The organism is Ferrovibrio sp. GW821-FHT12F09 (genome assembly GCF_058806775.1).
Genome location: NZ_JBXAPZ010000001.1, coordinates 714,455 through 735,463 on the forward strand (window position 1 = coordinate 714,455; position 21,009 = coordinate 735,463).

At 65.7% G+C, this 21,009-nt stretch carries 24 protein-coding genes; 17 read left to right on the forward strand and 7 right to left on the reverse strand.

Features of this window, described 5'->3' with window-relative positions; genetic code table 11:
• Positions 1-41 precede the first annotated feature (41 nt).
• Positions 42-983 (forward strand): diacylglycerol/lipid kinase family protein, encoded by a 942-nt coding sequence (locus AC1ROB_RS03710; protein ID WP_492973730.1) that lies wholly within the window; start codon positions 42-44, stop codon positions 981-983.
• A 12-nt stretch (positions 984-995) separates the two neighbouring features.
• Here the strand turns inward: AC1ROB_RS03710 and AC1ROB_RS03715 are convergent, their stop codons facing one another.
• The 3 genes from AC1ROB_RS03715 to AC1ROB_RS03725 all read right to left on the reverse strand — a co-directional run bounded on the left by AC1ROB_RS03715 (position 996) and on the right by AC1ROB_RS03725 (position 4,896).
• Positions 996-1,412 carry a tellurite resistance TerB family protein gene (locus tag AC1ROB_RS03715; protein WP_492973729.1) on the reverse strand — a complete coding sequence of 139 codons (417 nt, stop codon included), beginning with the start codon at positions 1,410-1,412 and terminating at the stop codon, positions 996-998.
• A 70-nt stretch (positions 1,413-1,482) separates the two neighbouring features.
• The gene (locus tag AC1ROB_RS03720; protein ID WP_492973728.1) at positions 1,483-4,257 is read right to left on the reverse strand and encodes an ATP-dependent DNA helicase; all 2,775 of its coding nucleotides are present in this window, start codon (positions 4,255-4,257) and stop codon (positions 1,483-1,485) included.
• Between the two features lie 3 nt (positions 4,258-4,260).
• Entirely contained in the window at positions 4,261-4,896 is a 636-nt protein-coding gene (locus tag AC1ROB_RS03725; RefSeq protein WP_492973727.1) for a S24 family peptidase, read from the reverse strand.
• A 140-nt stretch (positions 4,897-5,036) separates the two neighbouring features.
• On the opposite strand from AC1ROB_RS03725, the gene AC1ROB_RS03730 reads away from it, so the two are divergent.
• The 9 genes from AC1ROB_RS03730 to AC1ROB_RS03770 all read left to right on the forward strand — a co-directional run bounded on the left by AC1ROB_RS03730 (position 5,037) and on the right by AC1ROB_RS03770 (position 11,049).
• A complete protein-coding gene (locus tag AC1ROB_RS03730; RefSeq protein ID WP_492973726.1) occupies positions 5,037-5,525 on the forward strand; it encodes a hypothetical protein in 489 nt (162 codons plus the stop codon).
• Positions 5,526-5,575: 50 nt separating this feature from the next.
• Complete coding sequence (locus AC1ROB_RS03735; protein ID WP_492973725.1) at positions 5,576-5,791, forward strand: hypothetical protein; 216 nt, start codon at positions 5,576-5,578, stop codon at positions 5,789-5,791.
• Between the two features lie 5 nt (positions 5,792-5,796).
• Positions 5,797-7,398, forward strand: coding sequence for a portal protein (locus AC1ROB_RS03740; protein ID WP_492973724.1), 1,602 nt, complete (start codon positions 5,797-5,799; stop codon positions 7,396-7,398).
• A complete protein-coding gene (locus AC1ROB_RS03745; protein ID WP_492973723.1) occupies positions 7,395-7,622 on the forward strand; it encodes a Bbp19 family protein in 228 nt (75 codons plus the stop codon). The genes AC1ROB_RS03740 and AC1ROB_RS03745 overlap by 4 nt, the downstream gene beginning before the upstream one ends.
• Positions 7,623-7,668: 46 nt before the next feature.
• Positions 7,669-8,403 (forward strand): capsid assembly protein, encoded by a 735-nt coding sequence (locus tag AC1ROB_RS03750; protein ID WP_492973722.1) that lies wholly within the window; start codon positions 7,669-7,671, stop codon positions 8,401-8,403.
• A 214-nt stretch (positions 8,404-8,617) separates the two neighbouring features.
• On the forward strand, positions 8,618-8,917 hold the full coding sequence (locus tag AC1ROB_RS03755; RefSeq protein WP_493031389.1) for a 3TM-type holin: 300 nt from the start codon (positions 8,618-8,620) through the stop codon (positions 8,915-8,917).
• Between the two features lie 103 nt (positions 8,918-9,020).
• Positions 9,021-9,371 carry a DUF952 domain-containing protein gene (locus AC1ROB_RS03760; RefSeq protein ID WP_492973648.1) on the forward strand — a complete coding sequence of 117 codons (351 nt, stop codon included), beginning with the start codon at positions 9,021-9,023 and terminating at the stop codon, positions 9,369-9,371.
• Positions 9,371-9,997: a 2'-5' RNA ligase family protein gene (locus AC1ROB_RS03765; protein ID WP_492973647.1), complete on the forward strand. Its 627-nt coding sequence runs from the start codon at positions 9,371-9,373 to the stop codon at positions 9,995-9,997. Before AC1ROB_RS03760 ends, AC1ROB_RS03765 begins: the two co-directional genes overlap by 1 nt.
• Positions 9,994-11,049, forward strand: a complete 1,056-nt coding sequence (locus tag AC1ROB_RS03770; RefSeq protein ID WP_492973646.1) for a quinone-dependent dihydroorotate dehydrogenase — start codon at positions 9,994-9,996, stop codon at positions 11,047-11,049. Before AC1ROB_RS03765 ends, AC1ROB_RS03770 begins: the two co-directional genes overlap by 4 nt.
• A 161-nt stretch (positions 11,050-11,210) precedes the next feature.
• Here the strand turns inward: AC1ROB_RS03770 and AC1ROB_RS03775 are convergent, their stop codons facing one another.
• Entirely contained in the window at positions 11,211-12,059 is an 849-nt protein-coding gene (locus tag AC1ROB_RS03775; protein ID WP_492973645.1) for a fumarylacetoacetate hydrolase family protein, read from the reverse strand.
• Between the two features lie 173 nt (positions 12,060-12,232).
• Between AC1ROB_RS03775 and AC1ROB_RS03780 the strand changes: the two genes are divergently transcribed.
• The 4 genes from AC1ROB_RS03780 to AC1ROB_RS03795 all read left to right on the forward strand — a co-directional run bounded on the left by AC1ROB_RS03780 (position 12,233) and on the right by AC1ROB_RS03795 (position 16,754).
• Positions 12,233-14,062 carry an ABCB family ABC transporter ATP-binding protein/permease gene (locus AC1ROB_RS03780; protein ID WP_492973644.1) on the forward strand — a complete coding sequence of 610 codons (1,830 nt, stop codon included), beginning with the start codon at positions 12,233-12,235 and terminating at the stop codon, positions 14,060-14,062.
• Between the two features lie 121 nt (positions 14,063-14,183).
• Positions 14,184-14,876 carry a phosphatidylserine decarboxylase gene (locus AC1ROB_RS03785; RefSeq protein ID WP_492973643.1) on the forward strand — a complete coding sequence of 231 codons (693 nt, stop codon included), beginning with the start codon at positions 14,184-14,186 and terminating at the stop codon, positions 14,874-14,876.
• Positions 14,877-14,925: 49 nt separating this feature from the next.
• Positions 14,926-15,777, forward strand: a complete 852-nt coding sequence (pssA, locus tag AC1ROB_RS03790; RefSeq protein WP_492973642.1) for a CDP-diacylglycerol--serine O-phosphatidyltransferase — start codon at positions 14,926-14,928, stop codon at positions 15,775-15,777.
• A gap of 32 nt (positions 15,778-15,809) precedes the next feature.
• Positions 15,810-16,754 carry a LysR family transcriptional regulator gene (locus tag AC1ROB_RS03795; RefSeq protein WP_492973641.1) on the forward strand — a complete coding sequence of 315 codons (945 nt, stop codon included), beginning with the start codon at positions 15,810-15,812 and terminating at the stop codon, positions 16,752-16,754.
• 14 nt (positions 16,755-16,768) lie between these two features.
• Here the strand turns inward: AC1ROB_RS03795 and AC1ROB_RS03800 are convergent, their stop codons facing one another.
• The 3 genes from AC1ROB_RS03800 to AC1ROB_RS03810 form a co-directional block, all read right to left on the reverse strand.
• Positions 16,769-17,959 (reverse strand): MFS transporter, encoded by a 1,191-nt coding sequence (locus AC1ROB_RS03800; RefSeq protein WP_492973640.1) that lies wholly within the window; start codon positions 17,957-17,959, stop codon positions 16,769-16,771.
• A gap of 34 nt (positions 17,960-17,993) precedes the next feature.
• A complete protein-coding gene (locus AC1ROB_RS03805; protein WP_492973639.1) occupies positions 17,994-19,055 on the reverse strand; it encodes an SDR family oxidoreductase in 1,062 nt (353 codons plus the stop codon).
• 90 nt (positions 19,056-19,145) lie between these two features.
• Positions 19,146-19,457, reverse strand: coding sequence for a hypothetical protein (locus tag AC1ROB_RS03810; protein WP_492973638.1), 312 nt, complete (start codon positions 19,455-19,457; stop codon positions 19,146-19,148).
• 154 nt (positions 19,458-19,611) lie between these two features.
• On the opposite strand from AC1ROB_RS03810, the gene AC1ROB_RS03815 reads away from it, so the two are divergent.
• The 3 genes from AC1ROB_RS03815 to AC1ROB_RS03825 all read left to right on the forward strand — a co-directional run bounded on the left by AC1ROB_RS03815 (position 19,612) and on the right by AC1ROB_RS03825 (position 21,007).
• Positions 19,612-19,908 carry a hypothetical protein gene (locus AC1ROB_RS03815; protein WP_492973637.1) on the forward strand — a complete coding sequence of 99 codons (297 nt, stop codon included), beginning with the start codon at positions 19,612-19,614 and terminating at the stop codon, positions 19,906-19,908.
• A 127-nt stretch (positions 19,909-20,035) separates the two neighbouring features.
• Positions 20,036-20,383, forward strand: a complete 348-nt coding sequence (locus tag AC1ROB_RS03820) for a hypothetical protein (protein WP_492973636.1) — start codon at positions 20,036-20,038, stop codon at positions 20,381-20,383.
• A gap of 12 nt (positions 20,384-20,395) precedes the next feature.
• Positions 20,396-21,007 (forward strand): hypothetical protein, encoded by a 612-nt coding sequence (locus AC1ROB_RS03825; RefSeq protein ID WP_492973635.1) that lies wholly within the window; start codon positions 20,396-20,398, stop codon positions 21,005-21,007.
• The last annotated feature ends 2 nt before the right edge of the window (positions 21,008-21,009 follow it).

A 21,009-nucleotide genomic window follows, 5' to 3' on the forward strand; every position in this document is an offset into this window, starting at 1 on the left:
ATGGCTGACGCCCGGGCGGAAAATCTGCTATCCGGGCCGCCATGTCCGGCTCCTCCGTCCCTGCGTCCTATCGTCGCCGTCTGCTGGTGATCTACAACCCGACGGCCGGGCGGCGGAAACGCCATCGCCTGGAGGCCTATCTCGACCTGCTGGAAGATGCCGGCTGTGCGGTCGAATTCCGGCCCACCGGCAAACGTGGCGATGCCGAACTCTTTGCCGCCGATGGCCATGCCGAGAAATACGATGCGGTGGTGGCGGCCGGCGGCGACGGCACGATTGGCGAAGTGGCCAATGGTCTGCCGGAGCGCAGCGCGCCGCTCGGGATTTTTCCGCTGGGCACTGCCAATGTGCTGGCGATGGAAATCGGCCTGCCGCTCGATCCGCCCAGCGTGATGCAGGCGGTGCTGCATGGACCGCAGACCATGATCTGGCCGGGCTTTGTGAATGACAGGCTCTTCACCATCATGGCCGGCGTCGGCTTCGACGCCCATGTGGTGGCCAAGCTGCCGCCGAAGCTGAAGCGCTGGCTCGGCAAGGCCTCCTATGTGATCGAATCCTTACGCCAGCTCGTGCAGTACGAGGTTCCGGGATATCGCCTGACGATCGATGGCAAGGATTACGACTGCGCCTCGGCGGTGATCGCCAAGGGCCATTTCTACGGCGGGAAATTTATCTGCTCGCCCAATGCGCGGCTGGACGATCCGGCCTTCGAGGTCTGCCTGTTCCGCATGGGCGGCCGCATCGGCGCGCTGCGCGCGACAACGGCGATGACCCTTGGCCTGCTGCAGAAGCTGCCGGAAATCGAGCTGGTGCGTGGACGCGAGATTGTCATCCATGGCAAGGCCGGCGAACCGGTGCAGGCCGATGGCGATATTGCCGCTGTGCTGCCAGCCGCGACCCGGATCAGCGCGAAAGCCATTCCGCTGATCGTGCCGCAGGGCAGCGCGCTGGCGACGGCAGCGCTACAGACCGCCGCCGAATAGTCTCCGGAATTTTTAGTGCGGCAGGCGCTTGTAGCGCACGCCGGCGCCGCGCTCGATGGCAGCGGCATGCAGGCGCTCGACGCCGAGTTCGTGACGCAGCATTTCCAGCCAGCGCAGTTCTTCCTGACGGCCATGACCGTCGACCGCGACGATATCGCAGGCCAGCGCATAGGCGGTTTCCACCCAGTCGGCCGGCAGGGCCTCCTTGACCAGGCCGAGCACCGCATCGACGCCGTCTTCCTGATCCAGCAGCGCCACGCAGTCGCCCACGGCCACCTGCATGGCGTCGAGACCGTAGCCGCGGAAGATCGGCAGATGCCGCACCGCCACGTCGATGGCGTTGATTTCGGAGTCTTTCAGCTTCCCGTCGGCCACGGCGGCAATGACCATGGCATAGATCAGGGCATTCTGGGGCGTGATGGTCGACATGCGGAACAAGCCTTCGGAACGGGGAGCGCTTCGACTAGCGGCCGAATGCGGCGAAAGGATGGCTGCCAGTTTAGGCGAGATTTTGCGCTTCGCCAGTGCCGGCGCGCATCGATGTGAGGAAGCTCGCCGTTTCCGCCACGGCGTCCCTGATTCCGACGCGGCGTACATCGACGCTGGCCGGAAAAGCAGAGAGGAGACGGGAGGGCAGCTGCGCGTCCAGCACAACAAAGACGCCGTAATCGTCAGCACGCCGCAAAAGTCGCCCATAGGCCTGCTTCAGCTTCAGGCGGGTCAACAGATCGTCATAGGCCTGGCCGCCGAAAGCCGCCTTGCGCGCCTTGTGCAGCAGGTCGGGCCGCGGCCAGGGCACGCGGTCGAAGACGACCAGGCGCAAGGACGCGCCCGGCACATCGACACCATCGCGCATCGCGTCCGTGCCCAGCAGGCAGGCGTTTTCCTCGGCGCGGAAGATGTCGACCAGCGTGGCGTTATCCAGCGGATCGACATGCTGTGCGTATAACGGAAGGCCGGCTTCGGCCAGCGGCCGCAGGACGCGCTTCTGCACGGCGCGCAGGCGGAAGATCGCGGTGAACAACCCCAGGCCGCCGCCGCCGGAGGCCAAGAAGAGTTCGCGATAGGCGGCGGCCACCTGGTCCATGGCATCGCGCCGCACGTCGGTCACTACCAGCACGCGGGTGCGGCCGGCATAGTCGAAGGGCGAGGGGAAGGCGGCACGGCGGGCCGGTTGCGGCAGATGGCGCGCGCCGCTGCGGATCTCGGCACTGGCCCAGGCGGCTTCCGGCGCCGCATCGGTTTTCATCGGCGCGATATCGCGCAAGGTCGCCGATGTGATGGCGACGCCATGGGCCGGTTTCAGCACAGCGGCAGCGAAAGGCTGCATCGGGTCGAGGTAATGGCGATAGAGGCCGAGATCGAGATCGCGGCCGTCGATGCGCTCCAGGCCGAACCAGTCGACGAAGGTCGATGGCGTTTCGGTCTGCAGGTCGAGCAGCATGCTGCGCCAGGCATCCAGCGTCAGCTTGCGTCGCAGCAGGCCGCGCACGGCGCCTTCCATGCGGCTGCGCGTCGCCGTGTCCAGTTCGGCGGTTTCATCGGCCAGCATGTCGCTTAAGGATTTGCTCAGGCCGTTCAGCGGCTCAAGCAGACGTTCGATGCCATGGGCAAAGGTCAGCGCGGCATCTATCAGGCCCTCGACCGGCTCGCGCGTCGGGCATTCCAGGCCATAGGGGCTGTCCGGCTGGGCGCTACGCGCCAGTATCTGCTGGCGTGTTTTGGCCAGAAACTTTTCGCCACTGCCATTGGCATTACCCTCGGCCAGACGCGCCAGCCAGCCCTCGCCGGGCAGGCAGCGCGCGGCCTCGACGATGGCATCCAGCATGGCCTTGCCGCGGTCGTCCTGCGCCACCAGGTCGCCGATGCGGTTGGCCAGGCCGCGGGCGCGGCTGCGGCGTCCGCCTTCCGGCCCACGCAGCCAACGCCGCAGGTCGACGCCTTCCATACCGGTCAGATGGGCGGCGAAAGCGCCGTCGGCGGCTTCGAACAGGTGGTGGCCTTCGTCGAAGACATAGCGCAGCGGCTTCTGCGACTCATCCTCGCCCATCGCGGCCTGGATCATCACCAGGGCGTGGTTGGCGATCACCATCTCGGCCTTGCGCGATTTGCGTACGCTGCGCTCGATGAAGCATTTGCGGTAATGCGGACAGCCGGCATGAATGCATTCGCCACGCTGATCGGTCAGTCCCAGCGTGCGGTTGCGGCCATGCAGGTCGACGGCCCAGGCGGGAAAATCGCCGCCAGCCAGGTCGCCGTCGCGGGTGGCGCCGGCCCAGCGCGCGATCAGGCTGAGCGGCACGATATCCTGGGGCCGCGCGACGCCGCCCTGGCTCGCATCCTCCAGATTCAGCAGGCAGAGATAATTCTCGCGGCCCTTGCGCACCACCACTTTGGCGGCCTTCTCGGCCGGATCGGAAAACAGACGGTCGAGTTCGCGATCCAGTTGGCGCTGCAGGTTCTTGGTATAGGTGGAGAGCCAGACGGTGCCGCCATTCTTCTCGGCCCAGACACTGGCGGGTGCGATATAGCCCAGCGTCTTGCCGATGCCGGTGCCGGCTTCGGCCAGCACGGTTTCCGGCATGCCGATCATTTCGCGCGGCGCGAAAGCCTGCGCGGTGGTGGCGGCATAATCGGCCTGGGTCTCGCGCAGCTCCGATGTCGTACCCAGCAGGCGGGCCAGACGCTCGCGCGCCTCCATCGGCGACACCGTCTGCGTATCCGGTGGCGGCGGCGGCGCGTAATCCACCCATTCGGGCAGTTCCTGCCAGATGTCGAGGCCGCCGAAACCGCCGGCCGGCACGCTGGAAGCTTCGGGCCCCAGCGCGGTGAGCAGATAGATGGCCCAGGGCCAGCCGGCTTTTTGCAGTGTCTGCGCGAGACGTGCGCTGCGCTTCAGCGCACGCGGCTGCTGCTTCGGCAATTCTTCCAGCAGGGTCTGCGCGGCATGGTGCAGATACTGGGCGGCTTCCTCATCGTCGGCGGCGTCAAGCTCGAGGCGCGCCAGCAGGCCATGGGGTGTCGGCAGGCAGAATCGCGCCGGCCGTACGAAGGCGAAGAGATCAAGCAGGTCATAGGCCGGGAAGGGTTCGACACCTAGCCGCGTGGCAGTCGCCCTGCCATGCACCAGCAGCGGCGGCGTGGCACGGACGCGGCGGGCAGCGGCATCGGCGGAGATTTTTTCCAGCCGGCCGTTCTCGAACCACCAGGCGAAACCGCCGCCGGCGACCAGCGCCGGCAGCCGGCCGAGTGCGGCTGCCAGAGAATCCGACATGGATTACTGCGCGGCCCAGATGATGCGGGCGATCCAGGCGATGTCCTGCACGTCGAAGGCGCGCTCGGGGAATTCGGGATTGAAGGAGGCGAGTTCGATGCGGGTCAGCGTGCGGCGCGCCAGCATCTTGCACATGACTTCGCCCTGCACGGTCTTGGCGATCACGCGATCGCCGCGACGCACGCTGGCGGCCGGCGAGACAATCACGATGTCGCCGTCGCGATAAACCGGCAGCATGCTGTCGCCGCTGATCTCCAGGGCATAGGCCTGGCTGTCGCCCAGTTCGGGGAAGGGCACCTTTTCCCAGCCCTCACCGATCGGGAAGCCGGCATCGTCGAAGAAACCGTCCTTGCCGGCCTGGGCCAGGCCGATCAGCGGCACGCGCTGCGTGCTGCGGGCCACACCGCCGGTCTCGATCAGCAGGTCCATGAATTCCGGCACGCTGGCGCCGGTGGCCTCGATCACCTTGGCGATCGATTCAGTGGACGGCCAGCGCTGCTTGCCATCGCGAGAGGTGCGTTTCGAGCGGTTGAAGGTGGTCGGATCCAGCCCGGCCTTGCGGGCGAGTCCGGACGCAGTCAGGCCGTAACGTTCGGCCAAGCCGTCAATAGCGGCCCATATTGCCCGGTGAGTCAGCATGGGACGATAGTCTTGTAAATTCAGGGTTTTGGCTACAGGAATATTCTCACTAAACCTATTTGACATGAGAACAATATAGGAATATAAGGGTCTAAAGAAACGAGAATTTTTGTTCTGTTCCTATCGTAGCAGGGTTGGATATGAAACAAATTGCGGAAAATCGGGCGAAAATGGCCCGTCCGGCACTCGTGTCGTCTGCGACAGGGCCAACCGCAGGCCACCGTGCCGTGGTGGTTTTCCTCGAGGAGACCCGGCTGCCCAAGCTGCGCCGGCTCAAGCCCGGCTTCCGTCACTGCCTCGCCTATCTGGCCCTGGATGATGGCTGGATCGGAATCGATCCGCTCTCTCATCGCCTTGAAATCCGAAGCTTTTCCGGCTGGTCGCCGCAGGCCGACCTGGCCGCGCATCTGCGGGCGCGCGGCCAGTGCGCGCTGACCGTGCCGGTGCTGGATCCGCCGCGCCGGCTGGCACCGCCGCTGCCGTTCTCCTGTGTCGAGACGGTCAAGCGCCTGATTGGGCTGCACTGCTGGTCCATCAGAACACCGTGGGAACTTTTTCTTGAGTTGCGGAAAATATCCCTTGATTATGGATTTGTTTCGTTCTATTTTGACTCCAGAAAGAACATTTAAGCAACTTGGCGCCGATATGGACCGGTGCCAGCCAGCGAAAGGCCTGCAACATGGGTGGGATTTTCTCTTCGCCGTCACCGCCGCCGCCGCCGCCCATCCCGGCCCCGCCGCCGCCGAGTGAAAGCGAGGCCGAGATCGCCGAACGCGCCGCGCGCGAGCGCCGTCGCCGGTCCCAGGGCGAAACCATCGCCACCTCCTGGCGCGGCCTGGACGACAACGTCGCCGGCGGCGCCCCCGCCGCCGCGAAACGCCTGCTGGGCGAGTGAGCCGCATGTCGATCACTCCTGTCTCCACAGCCGGCGCCACCGTCGATCCCTTGCAGACCCTGCTCGATCCGCAGGCGCTGCGCCGCCGTCACAGTCGCGCGCGCAGCCAGCGCAGCAGCTGGGATGCCCTGTGGCAGGATTGCTACGACTATGCGCTGCCGCTGCGTCGTCCCGGCACGGCGGCCGGTTTCAATACCGGTGGCGGCCGCGTGAACGAGCGGCTGTTCGATGCCACGGCCGCCGATGCCGCCGAGCAGCTTGCCGCAGCCCTGTTATCCCAACTGACGCCGCCATGGTCGCGCTGGTTTGCCTTCCAGCCGGGCCGCGATGTGCCGGAAGCCGAGCATGGCGCCATGGCTGCGGAACTCGATAAAGCTGCCGCCCTGCTGCAGGCGCAATTCGACAAATCAAATCTCAGTGTCGAGCTTCATCAGGCGTTTCTTGATCTGGTGGTGGCCGGCACCGCCTGTCTGGCCTGCGAGGAAGCAGCGCTCGGTGAGGTCAGCGCCTTCCGCTTCTCCGCGGTGCCGCTGAACGATCTAGTGCTGGAAGAAGGCATCGGCGGTCGGCTCGATACGGTCTTCCGGCGCCAAGACTACAGCCTGGACCATCTGGCCCTGCGTTATCCGGCGCTGGAACGGCAGGCCTGGTTCGCGGCGCGGCGCCAGCGCGACCCCGAAGCGCGGCTGGCGGTGCTGGACTGTCTGCTGCCCGCGCCGACGCCGATGCATGGCTATGTCTTTGCCGCTCTGCTCGAAGACATCGCGCTCGACGATCAGGCCAGCCTGCTCACGCGCGGCCGTTTCGATTATGCGCCCTTCATCGCCTTCCGCTGGCTGAAGGCGCCGGGCGAAACCTATGGCCGCTCGCCGGTGATGAAAGCGCTGCCCGATATCAAGACCGCGAATAAAGTCGTGGAGCTTGTCTTGAAAAACGCGTCGATCGCCGTGACCGGCATCTGGCAGGCCGACGATGACGGCGTGCTCAATCCGGCCAATGTGAAGCTGGTGCCGGGCGCGATCATCCCCAAGGCGGTCGGGTCTTCGGGCCTGACGCCGCTGGCCGCGCCCGGTCGCTTCGATATCTCGCAACTGGTGCTCGACGATCTGCGCAGCCGCATTCGCCATGCTTTGCTGGCCGACAGTCTCGGCCAGATCGACGGGCCGCGCATGACCGCCACCGAAGTGCTGGAACGCTCGGCGGCGATGGCGCGCCAGCTTGGCGCCACCTTTGGCCGGCTTCAGGCGGAACTACTGTTCCCGCTTGTCCAGCGCAGCCTGGCGATCCTGCAGCGTCGCGGGGAGATCCCGCCTTTTGCACTCGATGGCCGCGAGGTGACGCTGGTGCAGCAGTCGCCGCTGGCGCGCCTGCAGGCCCAGGGCGATGTGCAAGGCGTGCTGAGCTGGCTGCAGCAGCTGCAGATGCTCGGGCCGGCGGCGCAGCAGGCCGTCGACGCGTTAAGCGTGGTGCGCTGGCTCGGCCGCACGCTTGGTGTGCCCGGTGAATTCCTGATCGAAGCCGGCGAGGCGGGGCCTGTTGCCGCGCTGCCGACACAACTGGCGCAACTGCTGCCGCAGCTGGCCAGCGCAAACGGAGCCGAGACATGAGCGACAGCATCAACGAACCGATGAACGGCGATCTGACGGCGGCCTTTGCGCGCTGCTTCCGTGGCCTGGATGGCGAGCGGGTGCTTGGTCATCTGCGCCGCATCACCATCGACCGGCGGCCGGCGCCCGATATCGGCGATGCCGAACTGCGACATCTGGAAGGCCAGCGTCATCTCGCCGCCTACATCGCGCAACTGGTGGCGCGCGGCCAGCTTGGCGCCTGACCGGTGCCGCTTCGGAACATTTCGGGATCAACGGAAAGGACTGGATATGACGACAAGTCTGCTGAATGGCGAAGCCGGCAACGATGATGGCGCCGCGAACGACTCCTGGGCCATCCCGGAGAAATTCCGCGATCCGCAAAGCGGCGAATTGCGCGTCGACCTGCTGCTGAAATCCTATCGTGCGCTGGAGCAGAAGCTGGCAGGCCTCGTCGCCGTGCCCGGCGACGATGACGACGATGAAGCCCATCTGCGTTTCCGCCGCGCGCTCGGCGTACCGGAAACGCCGGACGCCTACCAGATCGCGCTGAAGGATCCTGCCGTCTGGCCCGACGCAGATGTCAACCGCCGCCTGCATGAAGCTGGCTTCACCCCGGCCCAGGCCCAGCTGGTCTACGACCTGGCCTGCGATCATGTGGCGCCGCAGCTGCACCGGCTGGCCGGCGAATTCCGCGGCCGTGCCGAACGCGACAAGCTGGTGCAGCGCTATGGCAGTCCGGAGCGCTATGCCGAAACCGCCCGTGTGCTGGAGGCCTGGGGCAGCCGCAACCTGCCGGCGCCGGTCTTCCAGGCGCTCGCGTCGTCCTACGAAGGCGTCCTCGCCCTGGAGGCGATGATGCAGAACGGCGATCCGAAACTGAACCAGGCCGAGCGCGGCGGCGATGCCGCACTCAGCGAAGATCAGCTGGTCGGGCTGATGCGCGACCCGCGTTACTGGAAGAATCGCGACCCCGAAATCCTCAGCAAGGTCACTGAAGGCTTCAGGAGGCTTTATCCGGGTTGATCGCGGGCCGCTGGCGCTCGCGACAGCGTGCAGCGCTGCACGCATCGCAGATGCCGGCCCAGCCATTCCCGTCTCCGACAACCGCTCAGGCGTAATCCTGGCGGCCGGATGACGCGGCGGCGACGGCGCCCGGTCCGATGGCCGGAGAACGCTGCAGGCCGCACGAACCGCCGCTTCACCGCGGCATGTGAAACCGTGACGAAAGGAGCGTCATATGACGCCCACGATTGAACAGTCCTTCGTGCGTCAGTTCGAGCACGAATTGAACAAGATCGAGGCGACGCATCGTTCGGTTTTCGTCGCCGGCTGGCGGCCTGCGGTCGGCTGGATCTGTGCGGCTGCCGTGGGCTGGGCCTATATCGGCCATCCGCTGTTCCTCTGGGCGGCGGCGCTGTGGTCGCCGGGCCTGCAGCCGCCGGCGATCCAGACCGACAGCCTGTTCGAACTGGTGCTGGCCATGCTCGGCATGGCGGGTCTGCGCAGCTTCGAGAAAACCGCGAGGCGGACGAAGTGAACACTTTCCCTGTCATGCCCGGGCTTGACCCGGGCATCCCATTCAAAAATGGGACCCGCGGGTCAAGCCCGCGGGTGACGGGCATAAATGCTTCTGCTATCCCATGCCGATGACCACGATCTATCGCATCATCACCGAATCCGACTGGGCGGCGGCACAGGCGGCCGGCGCTTTTACCGGCACGGCCCATGATATCCGCGACGGCTTCATACATTTCTCCACGGCGCAGCAGGCGGCCGACACGGCCGCGAAGCATTATGCTGGCCTGGCCGGCCTGCTGCTGCTCGCCGTCGATACCGCGGTGCTGACGGCGCCGCTGAAATGGGAAAAATCGCGCAACGACGATCTCTTCCCCCATCTCTATGGGCCGCTTCCCGTTGCAGCGGTCCATCGCGTCGAAAAACTGCCGCTCGATCCGGCCACCGGCCGTCATGTCTTCCCGGAGCTGGCGTGATGAACGGCTTCGTCGCCGATCCGCTGTGGAACCGGCCGGCGATCTCCTACACGCTGTTCGCCCTCGCCGATGCGGCGACACAGGCCGCCATCGCGCCGGTTACCGCTGCGCTGGCCGCCGCCGCCGGCGGTGCCGCGCCGCTGCATCTGCCGCCGCCGGATACGCTGCATCTGTCGCTCTACAGCATGGCGCCGGTGCGCAGTAATTTCGACAAGGATGCCTTCTGGACAACCGTCGCGGCGGTTTCGCGGGCCACGCTGGAACAGTGGTGCGCCGATCATGCCCCCTTCACCCTGCGCTTCACCGCGCTGCGGGCCATGCCGACGGCCGTGATCGCCATGGCCGAACCGGCCGAACCGGTCTGGGATCTGCGCCGGCGCATGGCGGCCGGCGTGCCGCCGCCACCCGGTGGCGTCAACACATATGATCTGATTCACATCACCGTCGCCCGCTATGCGCAGCCGGACCGGCTGCCGGCAGATTTTGCGGCCCGGGTCGCCGCCATTCCGCTCGATCTGCCCTTCGCGGTGCGCGCCATATCCCTGATGCGCGAGACCGTCTATCCCGCGCTCGCCTTTGAAACGCTGGACAGCGTGCCGCTGCGCGCCATGGAGCCCGTATCATGAGCCTGTACAAAACCCTGATCTGGCCGCTGGTGCGTCATGTCGATGCCGAGACCGCCCATCGCGCCACGCTCAAACTGTTGTCCTGCGCGCCGCTGCCGCCGGCGCCCAAGGACGACCCGGTGCTGGCCACCACCTTGTTCGGCCGCAGCCTGACCAATCCGGTCGGCCTCGCCGCCGGTTTTGACAAGAATGCCGAAGTGCCCGATGCCATGCTGCGGCTCGGCTTCGGCTTCGTCGAAGTGGGCGGCATCACGCCGCAGCCGCAGTCGGGCAATCCGCGCCCGCGCGTCTTCCGCCTGGAGGAAGACCGCGCTGTGATCAACCGCATGGGCTTCAACAACGACGGCCTCGCTGTCGCCGCCGCGCGGCTGGAAGCGCGGCGCGCCAATCTCAAAGGGGGCCAGCCTGGGCTGCTCGGCGTCAATCTCGGCGCGAATAAAGACTCCGCCGACCGTCCCGGCGATTATGCGATCAGTTACGCGCGACTCGCGGCGCTCAGTGGTTTCGCGGTGGTCAATGTCTCCTCGCCCAACACGCCGGGCCTGCGCAATCTCCAGGGCCGCGAGGAGCTGACGGCCTTGCTGGCGCGGCTGCAGCCGCTGCACGAGCAGTATAAAACGCCGCTGCTGGTCAAGATCGCGCCCGACCTCGCCGATGAAGACATTCAGGCGGTGGCGCAGTTGGCTGTGAATTTCCGGCTGGATGGTATCGTCGCCACCAACACCACGATTGCGCGACCGGCCACGCTGGAAAGCCGCAACTACAAGGAGACCGGCGGACTGTCGGGACAGCCGCTGTTCGAGCCTTCGACCGCCGTGCTGCGGCAGCTTTACTCTTACGTCGGCGGCAAGGTGCCGCTGATCGGCGTCGGTGGTATTGCCTCGGGTGAACAGGCCTATGCCAAGATCCGCGCCGGCGCCTCGGCCGTGCAGCTCTACTCGGCGCTGGTCTATGAAGGTCCGGGCCTGGTGACGCGCATCAAGGCCGAGCTGGCGGCGCTGCTCAAGCGCGATGGCTTCAAGAGCGTCGCGGAAGCGGTGGGGAAAGGGTAACTCACCTACGCCTCTCGTCATGCCACGCTTGCGTGGCATCTACGTCTTTCGTGGATCAAGTCGTGGATGCCACCGCTGACGCGTTGGCATGACGGTTTGGGGGCAGAAACGAAACGGGGCGCCTGAAGCGCCCCGTTGGTACTCAGAGTAAAGTGGACCGTTTACGCGTTTTTCACCGGATTGCGCAGCAGGCCGACCTTCTCGATCTCGATCTCGATGATGTCGCCATCCTTCATGTAGACCGGCGGGTTGCGCTTGGTGCCGACGCCGCCGGGCGTGCCGGTGGCGATCACGTCGCCAGGTTCCAGCGGCGTGAAGGTGGTCACATACTTGATGATCTTGCGGATGTTAAAGGTCATCAGTTCGGTATTGGACTTCTGCATCACCTGGCCGTTCAGGCGGCTCTGGATTTCCAGGGCCTGGGCATCGGGGATCTCGTCCGCGGTCACCATCCAGGGGCCGAAGCCGCCGGTGGCGTTGAAGTTCTTGCCCGGGGTGAACTGGCCGGTATGGGTCTGCCAGTCGCGCACCGAGCCGTCGTTGTAGCAGCTGTAGCCGGCGACGATGCTGAAGGCGTCGTCTTCGGAGACCTTGTAGCCGCGCTTGCCGATAATGACGGCCAGCTCGGCCTCGTAATCCAGCTTGTCGGATTCGGCAGGCTTCAGCAGGGGCTGGTCATGGGCAACCTGGCTTTCCGGGAAGCGCACGAAGATGGTGGGATGGCCCGGCGGCTCGCGGCCCATCTCGCGGCGGTGTTCGTCGTAATTGACGCCGACGCAGACGATCTTGCCCGGATTGGGCACCACCGGCAGCAGCACCGTGCCCTTGTAGGGCAGGTCGGCGGCGGCCCCCTTGGCCGCGGCTTCCACTTCGGCCAGTGCGCCGGCCTTCAGCACCGCGACCAGGTCGGGGTATTTCGTCCCCAGCTTGGCGCCCACATCGACGATCCCGTCCCCCGAGACCACGCCATACGAGCCCTTGCCATTTCGGACGAAGCTCACCACTTTCATCGCACTGCTCCCTTGAAGCCTAACAGGAAAATAACGTGGATTATTCGGGGGCAGACGATAGGCTCCGCCCGCCTTGCCGATCAAGTCCCCGGACCAATTTCGCCCTTGAACCAATCCGGGGCAAACCGGTTCGCGCCAGCCCAACCTAATCAATCGCCCCAGCCCTGCCCATCATGACCGACTTGAAAAAATCGCTACCAGCCTTGCTGATTCCGCGACTCTGGCCCGCGGGCCGCCCCGACCTGCGCCGCCGGGTGGTGATCGCCTTCGTCTTCCTGGTGGCGGCCAAGCTGATCAATGTTGCAGTGCCATATCTGTTCAAGCAGGTGGTCGACCTGCTGGACCATGGCTTTTCCGCCGGCCAGATCGCCGTCACCGCGGTGATCGGCCTGGTGGTCGCCTATGGTCTCGCCCGCATGGGTGCCCAGGCCTTCGGCGAGCTGCGCGACGCGGTTTTCGCCAAGGTGGCCCAGGCCGCCATCCGCGACCTAGCGCTGGAGACCTTCAACCACCTGCATGCGCTGAGCCTACGGTTCCATCTGGAGCGCCAGACCGGCGGCCTCTCCCGCGTGATCGAGCGCGGCACCAAGGGCATCCAGTTCGTTTTGCAGTTCATGACCTTCAACATCGTGCCGACCATTGTGGAGATCGCGCTGGTCGGCGGCGTGCTGTGGTGGCTCTACGGCTGGGTCTTTGCCGTCATCACGGTCAGCACCATCGGCGGCTATATCTGGTACACGCTGGCGATCACCGAATGGCGCACCAAATACCGCCGCCAGATGAATGACGAGGACCAGCGTGCCAATACCCGCGCGGTCGACAGCCTGCTGAATTATGAGACGGTGAAGTATTTCACCAACGAGGCCCATGAGGCGCATCGCTTCGACGAGGCGCTGCAGCGCTATGAAACCGCCGCAGTCAAAAGCCAGACCACGCTGGCCCTGCTCAATCTCGGCCAGGGCGCCATCATCTCGGTCGGCCTGATCGCGGTGATGAGCCTGTCGGTGCTCGGCATGCGCGACGGCACCATGACGCTCGGCGACCTGGTGATGGTCAATGCCTACCTGATCCAGCTTTATCTGCCGCTGAATTTCCTCGGCTTTGCCTATCGCGAGATCAAGCAAGGCCTGATCGACATGGAGGCGATGTTCACGCTGCTGGTGGTGCCCACGGAAGTGCAGGATGCGCCCGATGCACCGGCGCTGCAGGTGCCGCGCGGCGAGGTGGCGTTCAGCGATGTACGTTTCGCCTACGATCCGCGTCGCGAAATCCTGCAAGGGGTCAGCTTCCGCATCGCGCCCGGCAAGAAGATCGCGGTCGTTGGCTCTTCGGGCGCCGGCAAGTCGACGCTGTCGCGTCTGCTCTACCGCTTCTACGATATCCAGTCGGGCAGCATCACCATCGACGGCCAGGATATCCGTGGCGTCACGCAGCTCAGTCTGCGCCAGGCCATCGGCATCGTGCCGCAGGATACCGTGCTGTTCAACGACACCATCCTTTACAACATCCGCTATGGCCGTGTCGGCGCCTCCGATGCGGATGTGGCGCAGGCGGCCCGCGATGCCCAGCTCGATCACCTGATCTCCCGCCTGCCCGATGGCATGCAGACCATGGTGGGCGAACGCGGCCTCAAATTGTCCGGCGGCGAGAAGCAGCGCGTGGCGATTGCGCGTGCGCTGCTGAAGAACCCGAAGATCATGGTGTTCGACGAGGCGACCTCGGCGCTCGACACCCATACCGAACGCGAGATCCAGGCAGCCCTCAGCCGCGCCGCCGAAGGCTGCACCACGCTGGTGATCGCGCACCGGCTGTCCACTGTCGTGGATGCCGACGAGATCATCGTGCTGGAGCAGGGCCAGATCGCCGAACGCGGCCGCCATCATGCGCTGCTGGCCCAGGGCGGGCTCTATGCCGCGCTCTGGCACAAGCAGCAGGAAGCCCGCGACCGCGAGGCCAAGGCCGGCACCGAAAGCGCCGCCATCCTCTCGGCGGCGGGCGACTGAGCAGCCGGCGGGGCCAAAATCGCCCAAAGTCCTGCCCCGGCAGGTCTTTAAGACGGGGCCGGCAATCGCTACATTGCACCCGCGTCATACGTCCCGTTCCGACTGAAGGAAGACTGCGTCCATGGACACGATCCGTTCCGTTCTGGTGCCGATCCACCGCGAAGGCTGGAAGTTCATCGCCATCTTCGCGATCGTCACCCTGATCCTGTTCTGGATCGCCACCCCGCTGGGCTGGCTCGGCGTCATCCTCACCTGCTGGTGCGCCTACTTTTTCCGTGACCCGCCGCGCGTAACGCCCGATCGCGCCGGCCTCCTCATTTCGCCGGCCGATGGCGTGGTGCAGATGATCGAGCGCGCCGCGCCGCCCGAAGAGCTCGGCATGGGGTCCGACCCGCTGATGCGCATCTCCGTCTTCATGAATGTCTTCGACGTGCATGTGAACCGCGCCCCGGCCGAGGGTGTGGTGACGGCGCTCGCCTATCGTCCGGGCAAGTTCCTCAATGCCGCGCTCGACAAGGCCAGCATCGACAACGAGCGCCAGTCCATGCGGCTCAAGCTCACCTCGGGCAAGGAGATCGCCGTCGTCCAGATCGCCGGCCTGGTCGCCCGCCGTATTCTTTGTGAAGCCCGCGAGGGCGAAACCTACAAGGCTGGCGAACGGTTCGGCCTGATCCGCTTCGGCAGCCGCGTCGATGTCTATCTCGATGACGGCATGGTGCCGTTGGCCATCGTCGGCCAGCGCTGCATTGCCGGCGAGACAGTGATCGCCGAGGATGGCGCCACCGAGCAGCCGCGGACGGGTACGGTCCGTTAATACGACTGTAAGATCGCCGGACTAGTCTGGCGGCGACAGGAGAGCCACGATGCCGATGAAGCCGATCAAGCTGCGCAACCTGCCGCTCAATACGCTGGCGCCGAATATCCTCACCATCATCGCGCTCTGTTCAGGGCTGACGGCGATCCGCTTTGCCATCATGGGGCAGTTCAAGTTCGCGGTGATGGCGATTGCCACCGCCGCCCTGTTCGACATGCTGGACGGCCGCGTCGCCCGCCTGCTGAAAGGCGCGTCGAAATTCGGCGCCGAGCTGGATTCGCTGTCGGACTTCCTCTGCTTCGGCGTGGCGCCAGCGATGGTGCTGTATTTCTGGACGTTGAACACGCTCGGCGGCGGCAATACCGGCTGGGTGGTGGTGCTGGCCTTCGCGGTCTGCGCGGCGCTCCGTCTGGCGCGCTTCAATACCGCGCTCGATGACGACCAGAAGCCGGTCTGGACCGGCAGCTTCTTCACCGGCATTCCGGCGCCGGCGGGTGCAGGCCTCAGCCTGCTGTTCCTGATTATCAGCCTGGAGCTGGACAGCGAGTTCTTCCGTTCGGCCGGCCTCAATGCGATCTGGATGCTGGTCATCGGCGGCATGATGGTCAGCCGCGTGCCGACCTATTCCTTCAAGCGCGTGCGCGTGCCGCGCGAATATATCGGCCTGGTGCTGCTCGGTGTCGGCCTGCTGGTCGCCGGCCTGCTGAACCAGCCCTGGTATACGCTGGCGGCGATGGAGATCGCCTATATCGCCTCGATCCCCTTCTCGGTGAAGGCCCATGACCGGCTGAAGCGTGGCGATGGCAGCGTACCTGCCGGGCCCGACCAGCCTGCACCGGTTACGACGGTCGAGCCGGCAGCCGTCGAATCCGGCGAACCGCCGCGCAGCAGTCTGCACTAGCGTTTTTCATCCGATCCCGCCATTTTCGCGCCATGGATCGCCTGCGTGACATGGAAATCTTCGCCGCTGTTGCCATTACCGGCAGCCTGTCGGCCGCGGCGCGGCGCCTCAATCTTTCCATTCCGGTGGTGAGCAAGCAGCTGGCGCAGCTCGAACGCCGGCTCGGGGCGCGGCTGATCAACCGCACGACGCGGAAATTAGCGCTGACCGAGGACGGCCTCGCCTTCTTCGAACGCTGCAAGACCATCCTCGCCGATGTCGCCGATGCCGAGCAGGCGATTGCCGGCGCCGACGGGCGACTGACCGGCACCATCCGCATCACCGCGCCGGTGGCCTTCGGCCGCGCCTGGATCACGCCGCTGATCGCCGCCTTCGCCGCCAAGCATCCGCAACTCAGCTTCCATTTGCAGCTCACCGATACGGTGGTCGATCTGCTGGAGGAGAATATCGACCTGGCGCTGCGCATGGGCGATCTGGCGGATTCTTCGCTGCGCACGCGCCGGCTGGTGTCGAACCAGCGGCTGATCTGCGGCGCGCCGGCCTATCTGAAAAAACGCGGCACGCCGCAGACGCTCGCCGACCTGGCCGCGCATGACTGCATCGCCATCTGCGGCACCGGTCCGGGCCAGGTCTGGCGCTTCACCGGCGACACGGAAGAAAGCGCCCTGCGCATCAACGGGCGTCTGGCCGCCAACAATGGCGAGGTCGCCTATGCCTGGACCCTGGCCGGCCTGGGCCTGGCGCAGAAATCGATCTGGGATGTGGCCGACGATCTGAACAGCGGCCGGCTGGTGGCGGTGCTCGCCGCCTATCGCCGCGACGAGGATGTCCATGCGGTGTTTCCGCCGGGCCGCCAGGTGCCGCATCGCGTTACCTGTTTTGTCGATTTCCTGACAAAGGAGCTGCAGGCGGCGGAACGCAAGCTGCTTGGTCCCGCCGCCGTGCGGGCGAAAAAGGAACGCGCCAGCCGGAGCTGACGCGTTTTCGTTGTTTACGCCGAGGCTTGCGCCGGCTTCAGCACCGCGCGGTCGCCGAGATAGCCGAGCGCGGTCGCGGCCAGACCGATCAGCGCCAGCCCGGCGCCGCCCAGCGCCGTCGCGGCAATGCCGAATCCCTGCGTGATCATCAGGCCGCCGACCCAGGCGCCGATGGCGTTGCCGAGATTGAAGGCGCCGATGTTGAGCGTGGCCGCCAGGGCTGCCGCATCGGCGGCCTTGTCCAGCACACGGGTCTGCAGGCCCGGCACGGTGGCGAAACCGAAGACGCCGACCAGCGTGACGAGGATCAGCACCGGCACCAGCTGCGCAGCGAACAGATACTGCGCGACCAGCACCAGGATCAGCAGGGCGAGAATGCCCATCAGGCCGGGCATCAGGCTACGGTCGGCGACCTTGCCACCCAGCGTATTGCCGATGGTGACGCCAACACCGAACAGCACCAGCGCCACGGTCACCATGGTCTGGGTCGTGCCGGTGACGTCGAGCAGCAGCGGCGCCACATAGGTGAAGGCGGCGAACACGCCGGCGAAACCGAACACGGTGGTCAGCAGGGCCAGCAGCACGGCGGGCTTCATGGCCACGCGCAGCTCACGCAGGAAGTTGGAATCCTCGACCCTGGCGATGCGTGGCACCAGCAGGGCAACCGCCGCCATGGCGATCACGCCCAGGCCCGAGATCGCCCAGAAGGTGGAGCGCCAGCCATAGGCATCGCCCAGCAGCTTGCCGAACGGTACGCCGAGGATATTGGCAATGGTCAGGCCGGTGAACATCAGCGCCACCGCACCGGCGCGCCTGTCCGGCGCCACCAGGCCGGCGGCGACCACTGAGCCGACACCGAAGAAGCTGCCATGGGTGAAGCTGGTGACCACGCGGGCCGCCATCATCAGGCCATAACCCGGCGCGATGGCGCAGAGGATGTTGCCGATGGTGAACAGCGCCATCAGCGCCAGCAGCAGGGCTTTACGCGGAATACGGCCGGTCAGCGCGGCGAGCAGGGGCGCGCCGATGGCGACGCCGAGCGCGTAGCCGGTGACCAGCAGGCCGGCATCGGGCACCGAGACGGCGAAGTCCTGGCTGAGCTGCGGCAGCAGACCCATGATGACGAATTCGGTGGTGCCGATCGCAAAGGCGCTGACCGACAGCGCCGCAATGGCAATCGTGGATGATCGTTGGGTGGACGACATGGGAGGCTCCTGAGGGAAGGCTGATTTTTTTGTTTTACGGAATGATATTGCGGCGGCGCAGGTCGTCGAACAGGGTGATGAACATCTGCCGGGTCTCGACATGCTCATGGAAGCCGAAGCGCCGCGCCTTGCTGCCATCGGCGAACATGTCGTAATCCCAGGAAAAGACGAAATCGGCAAAGCCCCAGGCCGAGACATCGGCATAGGGATGCGGCGCCAGACCATGCTTTGCCTGCATGTTCTGCCACAGGGCTGCCTTGTCGGCCATCACGGTGCCGAGCTGCATGGGCAGCGGCGGTGCGACTTCGAGGTCGAAATAGTCGGCGATAAGCGGCCACATCTCGCGCCAGCGGAACAGGTCGCCGTTATTGATGTTGAAGGCCTGGTTGGCAGCTTTCGGCTCGGTCGCGGCCCAGACGGTGGCGCGCGCCAGCAGGCCGGCATCGGTCATTTCCAGCAGCGCATCGTAGGCGCCGGGCTTGCCCGGAAAGCGCAACGGAATGCCCAGCTCCTTCGACATCGCCGCATAGATGGCAATGGCGACAACAAGATTCATCGGATTGCCGAGCGCGAAGCCGCCGACCACCGAAGGGCGAATGGCCGACCAGCTCCAGGTCTTGCCCTGCTGGTGCTGCGTCAGGAAGACCTGCTGGTCGACATTGAATTCCGGCGGCATGTGACGGCCGGCCTCGTCCTCGCGCGCCGGTGTCTTGAAGGGTCCGAGATGCGCGCCATAGACCTTGTAGCCCTGCATCAGGCTGATGTGCTGCAGGCCGCGCGCCACCGGTTCGATGGCCTCCACCGTATTCACCAGCATGGCCAGATTCGGCGGCACCAGTTCGGCCCAGGTCGGGCGATCCTGATAGGCCGCGTAGAAGACATGCGTCACGTCGCCAAGACCGGCGAGCTTCAGTTTTGTATCGGCGGCATCCAGCAGGTCGACGGCGATATAGCGCAGCGCTGCGGTCGACTCACCGCCCCGGCGCGACAGGCCGATGACCCGCCAGTCGTCCAGCGTCGCAAGATGGTCGATGAGGTTGCGGCCGATCACGCCCTGGGCGCCGACCACCAGAGCGGTTCTGGTTTTCTGAGTCATGCCGGCAAGGTAGGCGCCGGGGCTGCCAGAACTAGCAGCCGGTGGGGAGAAGCAGTTTTTCCAAAATGGAAAGAATAGCCGCCGGCTGCCTCAGTGGCTCTTGCGGCGGCGCTCCTCGATCTTCTCTTTCAGCTTGGCGGCGAAATCGCCGCCGTCCTGCTTCTGGGCCAGGAACAGCTCGATGGCCATGGTGGCGCGTTCCTGGTCGGTCACCGGCGGTCCCTTGCGGGCGATCTTTTCGCCCAGCTTGAGCAGCTGGGGGCTCAGTTTGGCGCGCAGGCTGCGGATCTGCTCGGCCAGCTGGGCGCGCAGCCGACGGCCTTCGGCCGCGTCCTTGGCCGGGCCGTTGAACTGCTGTTTGGGCTTGGGCGCCGGCGCGGCGGTGCCGAACAGCCGGCTCAAAAGCCCCGGTTTTGCCGGGGGTTTACTCGCCTTGGGCTTGGACAGGGCAGGCTCCTTTCCCCGTTGTAGTTATTAATAATTGTGGGCCCCAGTTGCCCTAAAACTTTAAGTTCTTGTCAACCACGTTTTGTCATCATACATCTGGACCATGACGATGATCATCCCTCCGGTGTCATCCCTGCCGCAAGCCCAGCCGTCCACCCCGGCGCAAGGCTTGAACCAGTCGCAGGCTCCGAACGCGGCCCTGGCCGCCGCGGCGGTCACGGCTTTGCCGGTCGGCAACCAGACCCGGCAGGCGGCCATCGCCACCGGCAATACCGGCGGATCGGCCCAGTCCAAGGGCGAAAAAGGCAAAAAGACCGATACCGGCGCCAATGCCACCGAAGCCAAGACCGATACCACCGGCGCCCGTCCGCGCGGCATGGGCCGTCGGGCCGATCTGAGCGTCTGACCACCCTCCCGCTTTTCCCCCGGCCTCTCTTCCGGTCATAAAAAGGTTCCAGCCCGCCCGGGAAACCCGGCGCGCCACATGACGTTTGGCTTCCGATGATCCCCTTCCGGGCAGCAGGAGCCGCGCCATGAACCCGATGCAGTATCCCCGTTTCGCCCGCCCGGCCGGTTTCGGCACCGGCATTGGCGGCCATACCGGCCTGAACACCATCGAGCGCGGGGCCAAGCTCTATTTCGCCGAGGATGTGCAGCCGCTGGTGCTGCAGGCCTGCCGCGCCCATGGCATCGGCTTCGATCTCTTCGCCACCCGGTTTTCCATGCCGCGCGGTGCCCTGGTGCTGATGCTGAAAGGCCATGATCCGGTGCCGCGTCCGGTGCAGCGCGCCATCGAGGCCTTCGTGCTCAAGGGCCTGAGCCTCACCGCCGGCATGACCGCCTGGCAGTCGGCGGCCGCCACCGCCCAGGACCGCCTGTAAGTGGCGCCCACGATGACCCTGCACAGCCCGATCACCGAGGACGACGATTTCCTGTTCGAGGATGGCCTGCCCTGCCTGCGCAAGGAGGGCAAGCTCTACTATCTCGGCGACGTGCAGCCGCGCGTGCTGGAAGCCTGCCGTCAGTACGGTATCAGCTTCGAGCAGCTCGCCGACAAGCTCGGCATGATGCGGCCGGCGCTGGTGCTGATCCTGAAAGGCTACGACCCGGTGCCGCTGCCGCTGAAAAGCATGCTCGACCGCCTGGTCACCCAGGCCGAGACGATGCCCGCCGGTGCGGAGACTTCGGCAACCGAATCGGCAGCCGCTCCGCCCGATTCGCCGGCGAAACCGTCGGTTACCATCCTCTCCGTGCCGGTGCCTGGTGCGCCCGCAGATGCAGATGTGGCGGCCGAAACACAGGACAGAATAATGGAGGCGCCGCCGATCACCGTACCGGTGGAAGAGGTGATAATACCCGATGTAGTGGCGCTTGATCGTCCTGCGGCACCGCATGTCGTGGTGCCGACGATCCCGGATTTTGAATCCGATCGCCCGGCTTTCACGCCGGGCCTGCGTCGCATCGCCCGTCGCGGCAGCCGCAAACAGCAGGTCAGTTTTTATTAACC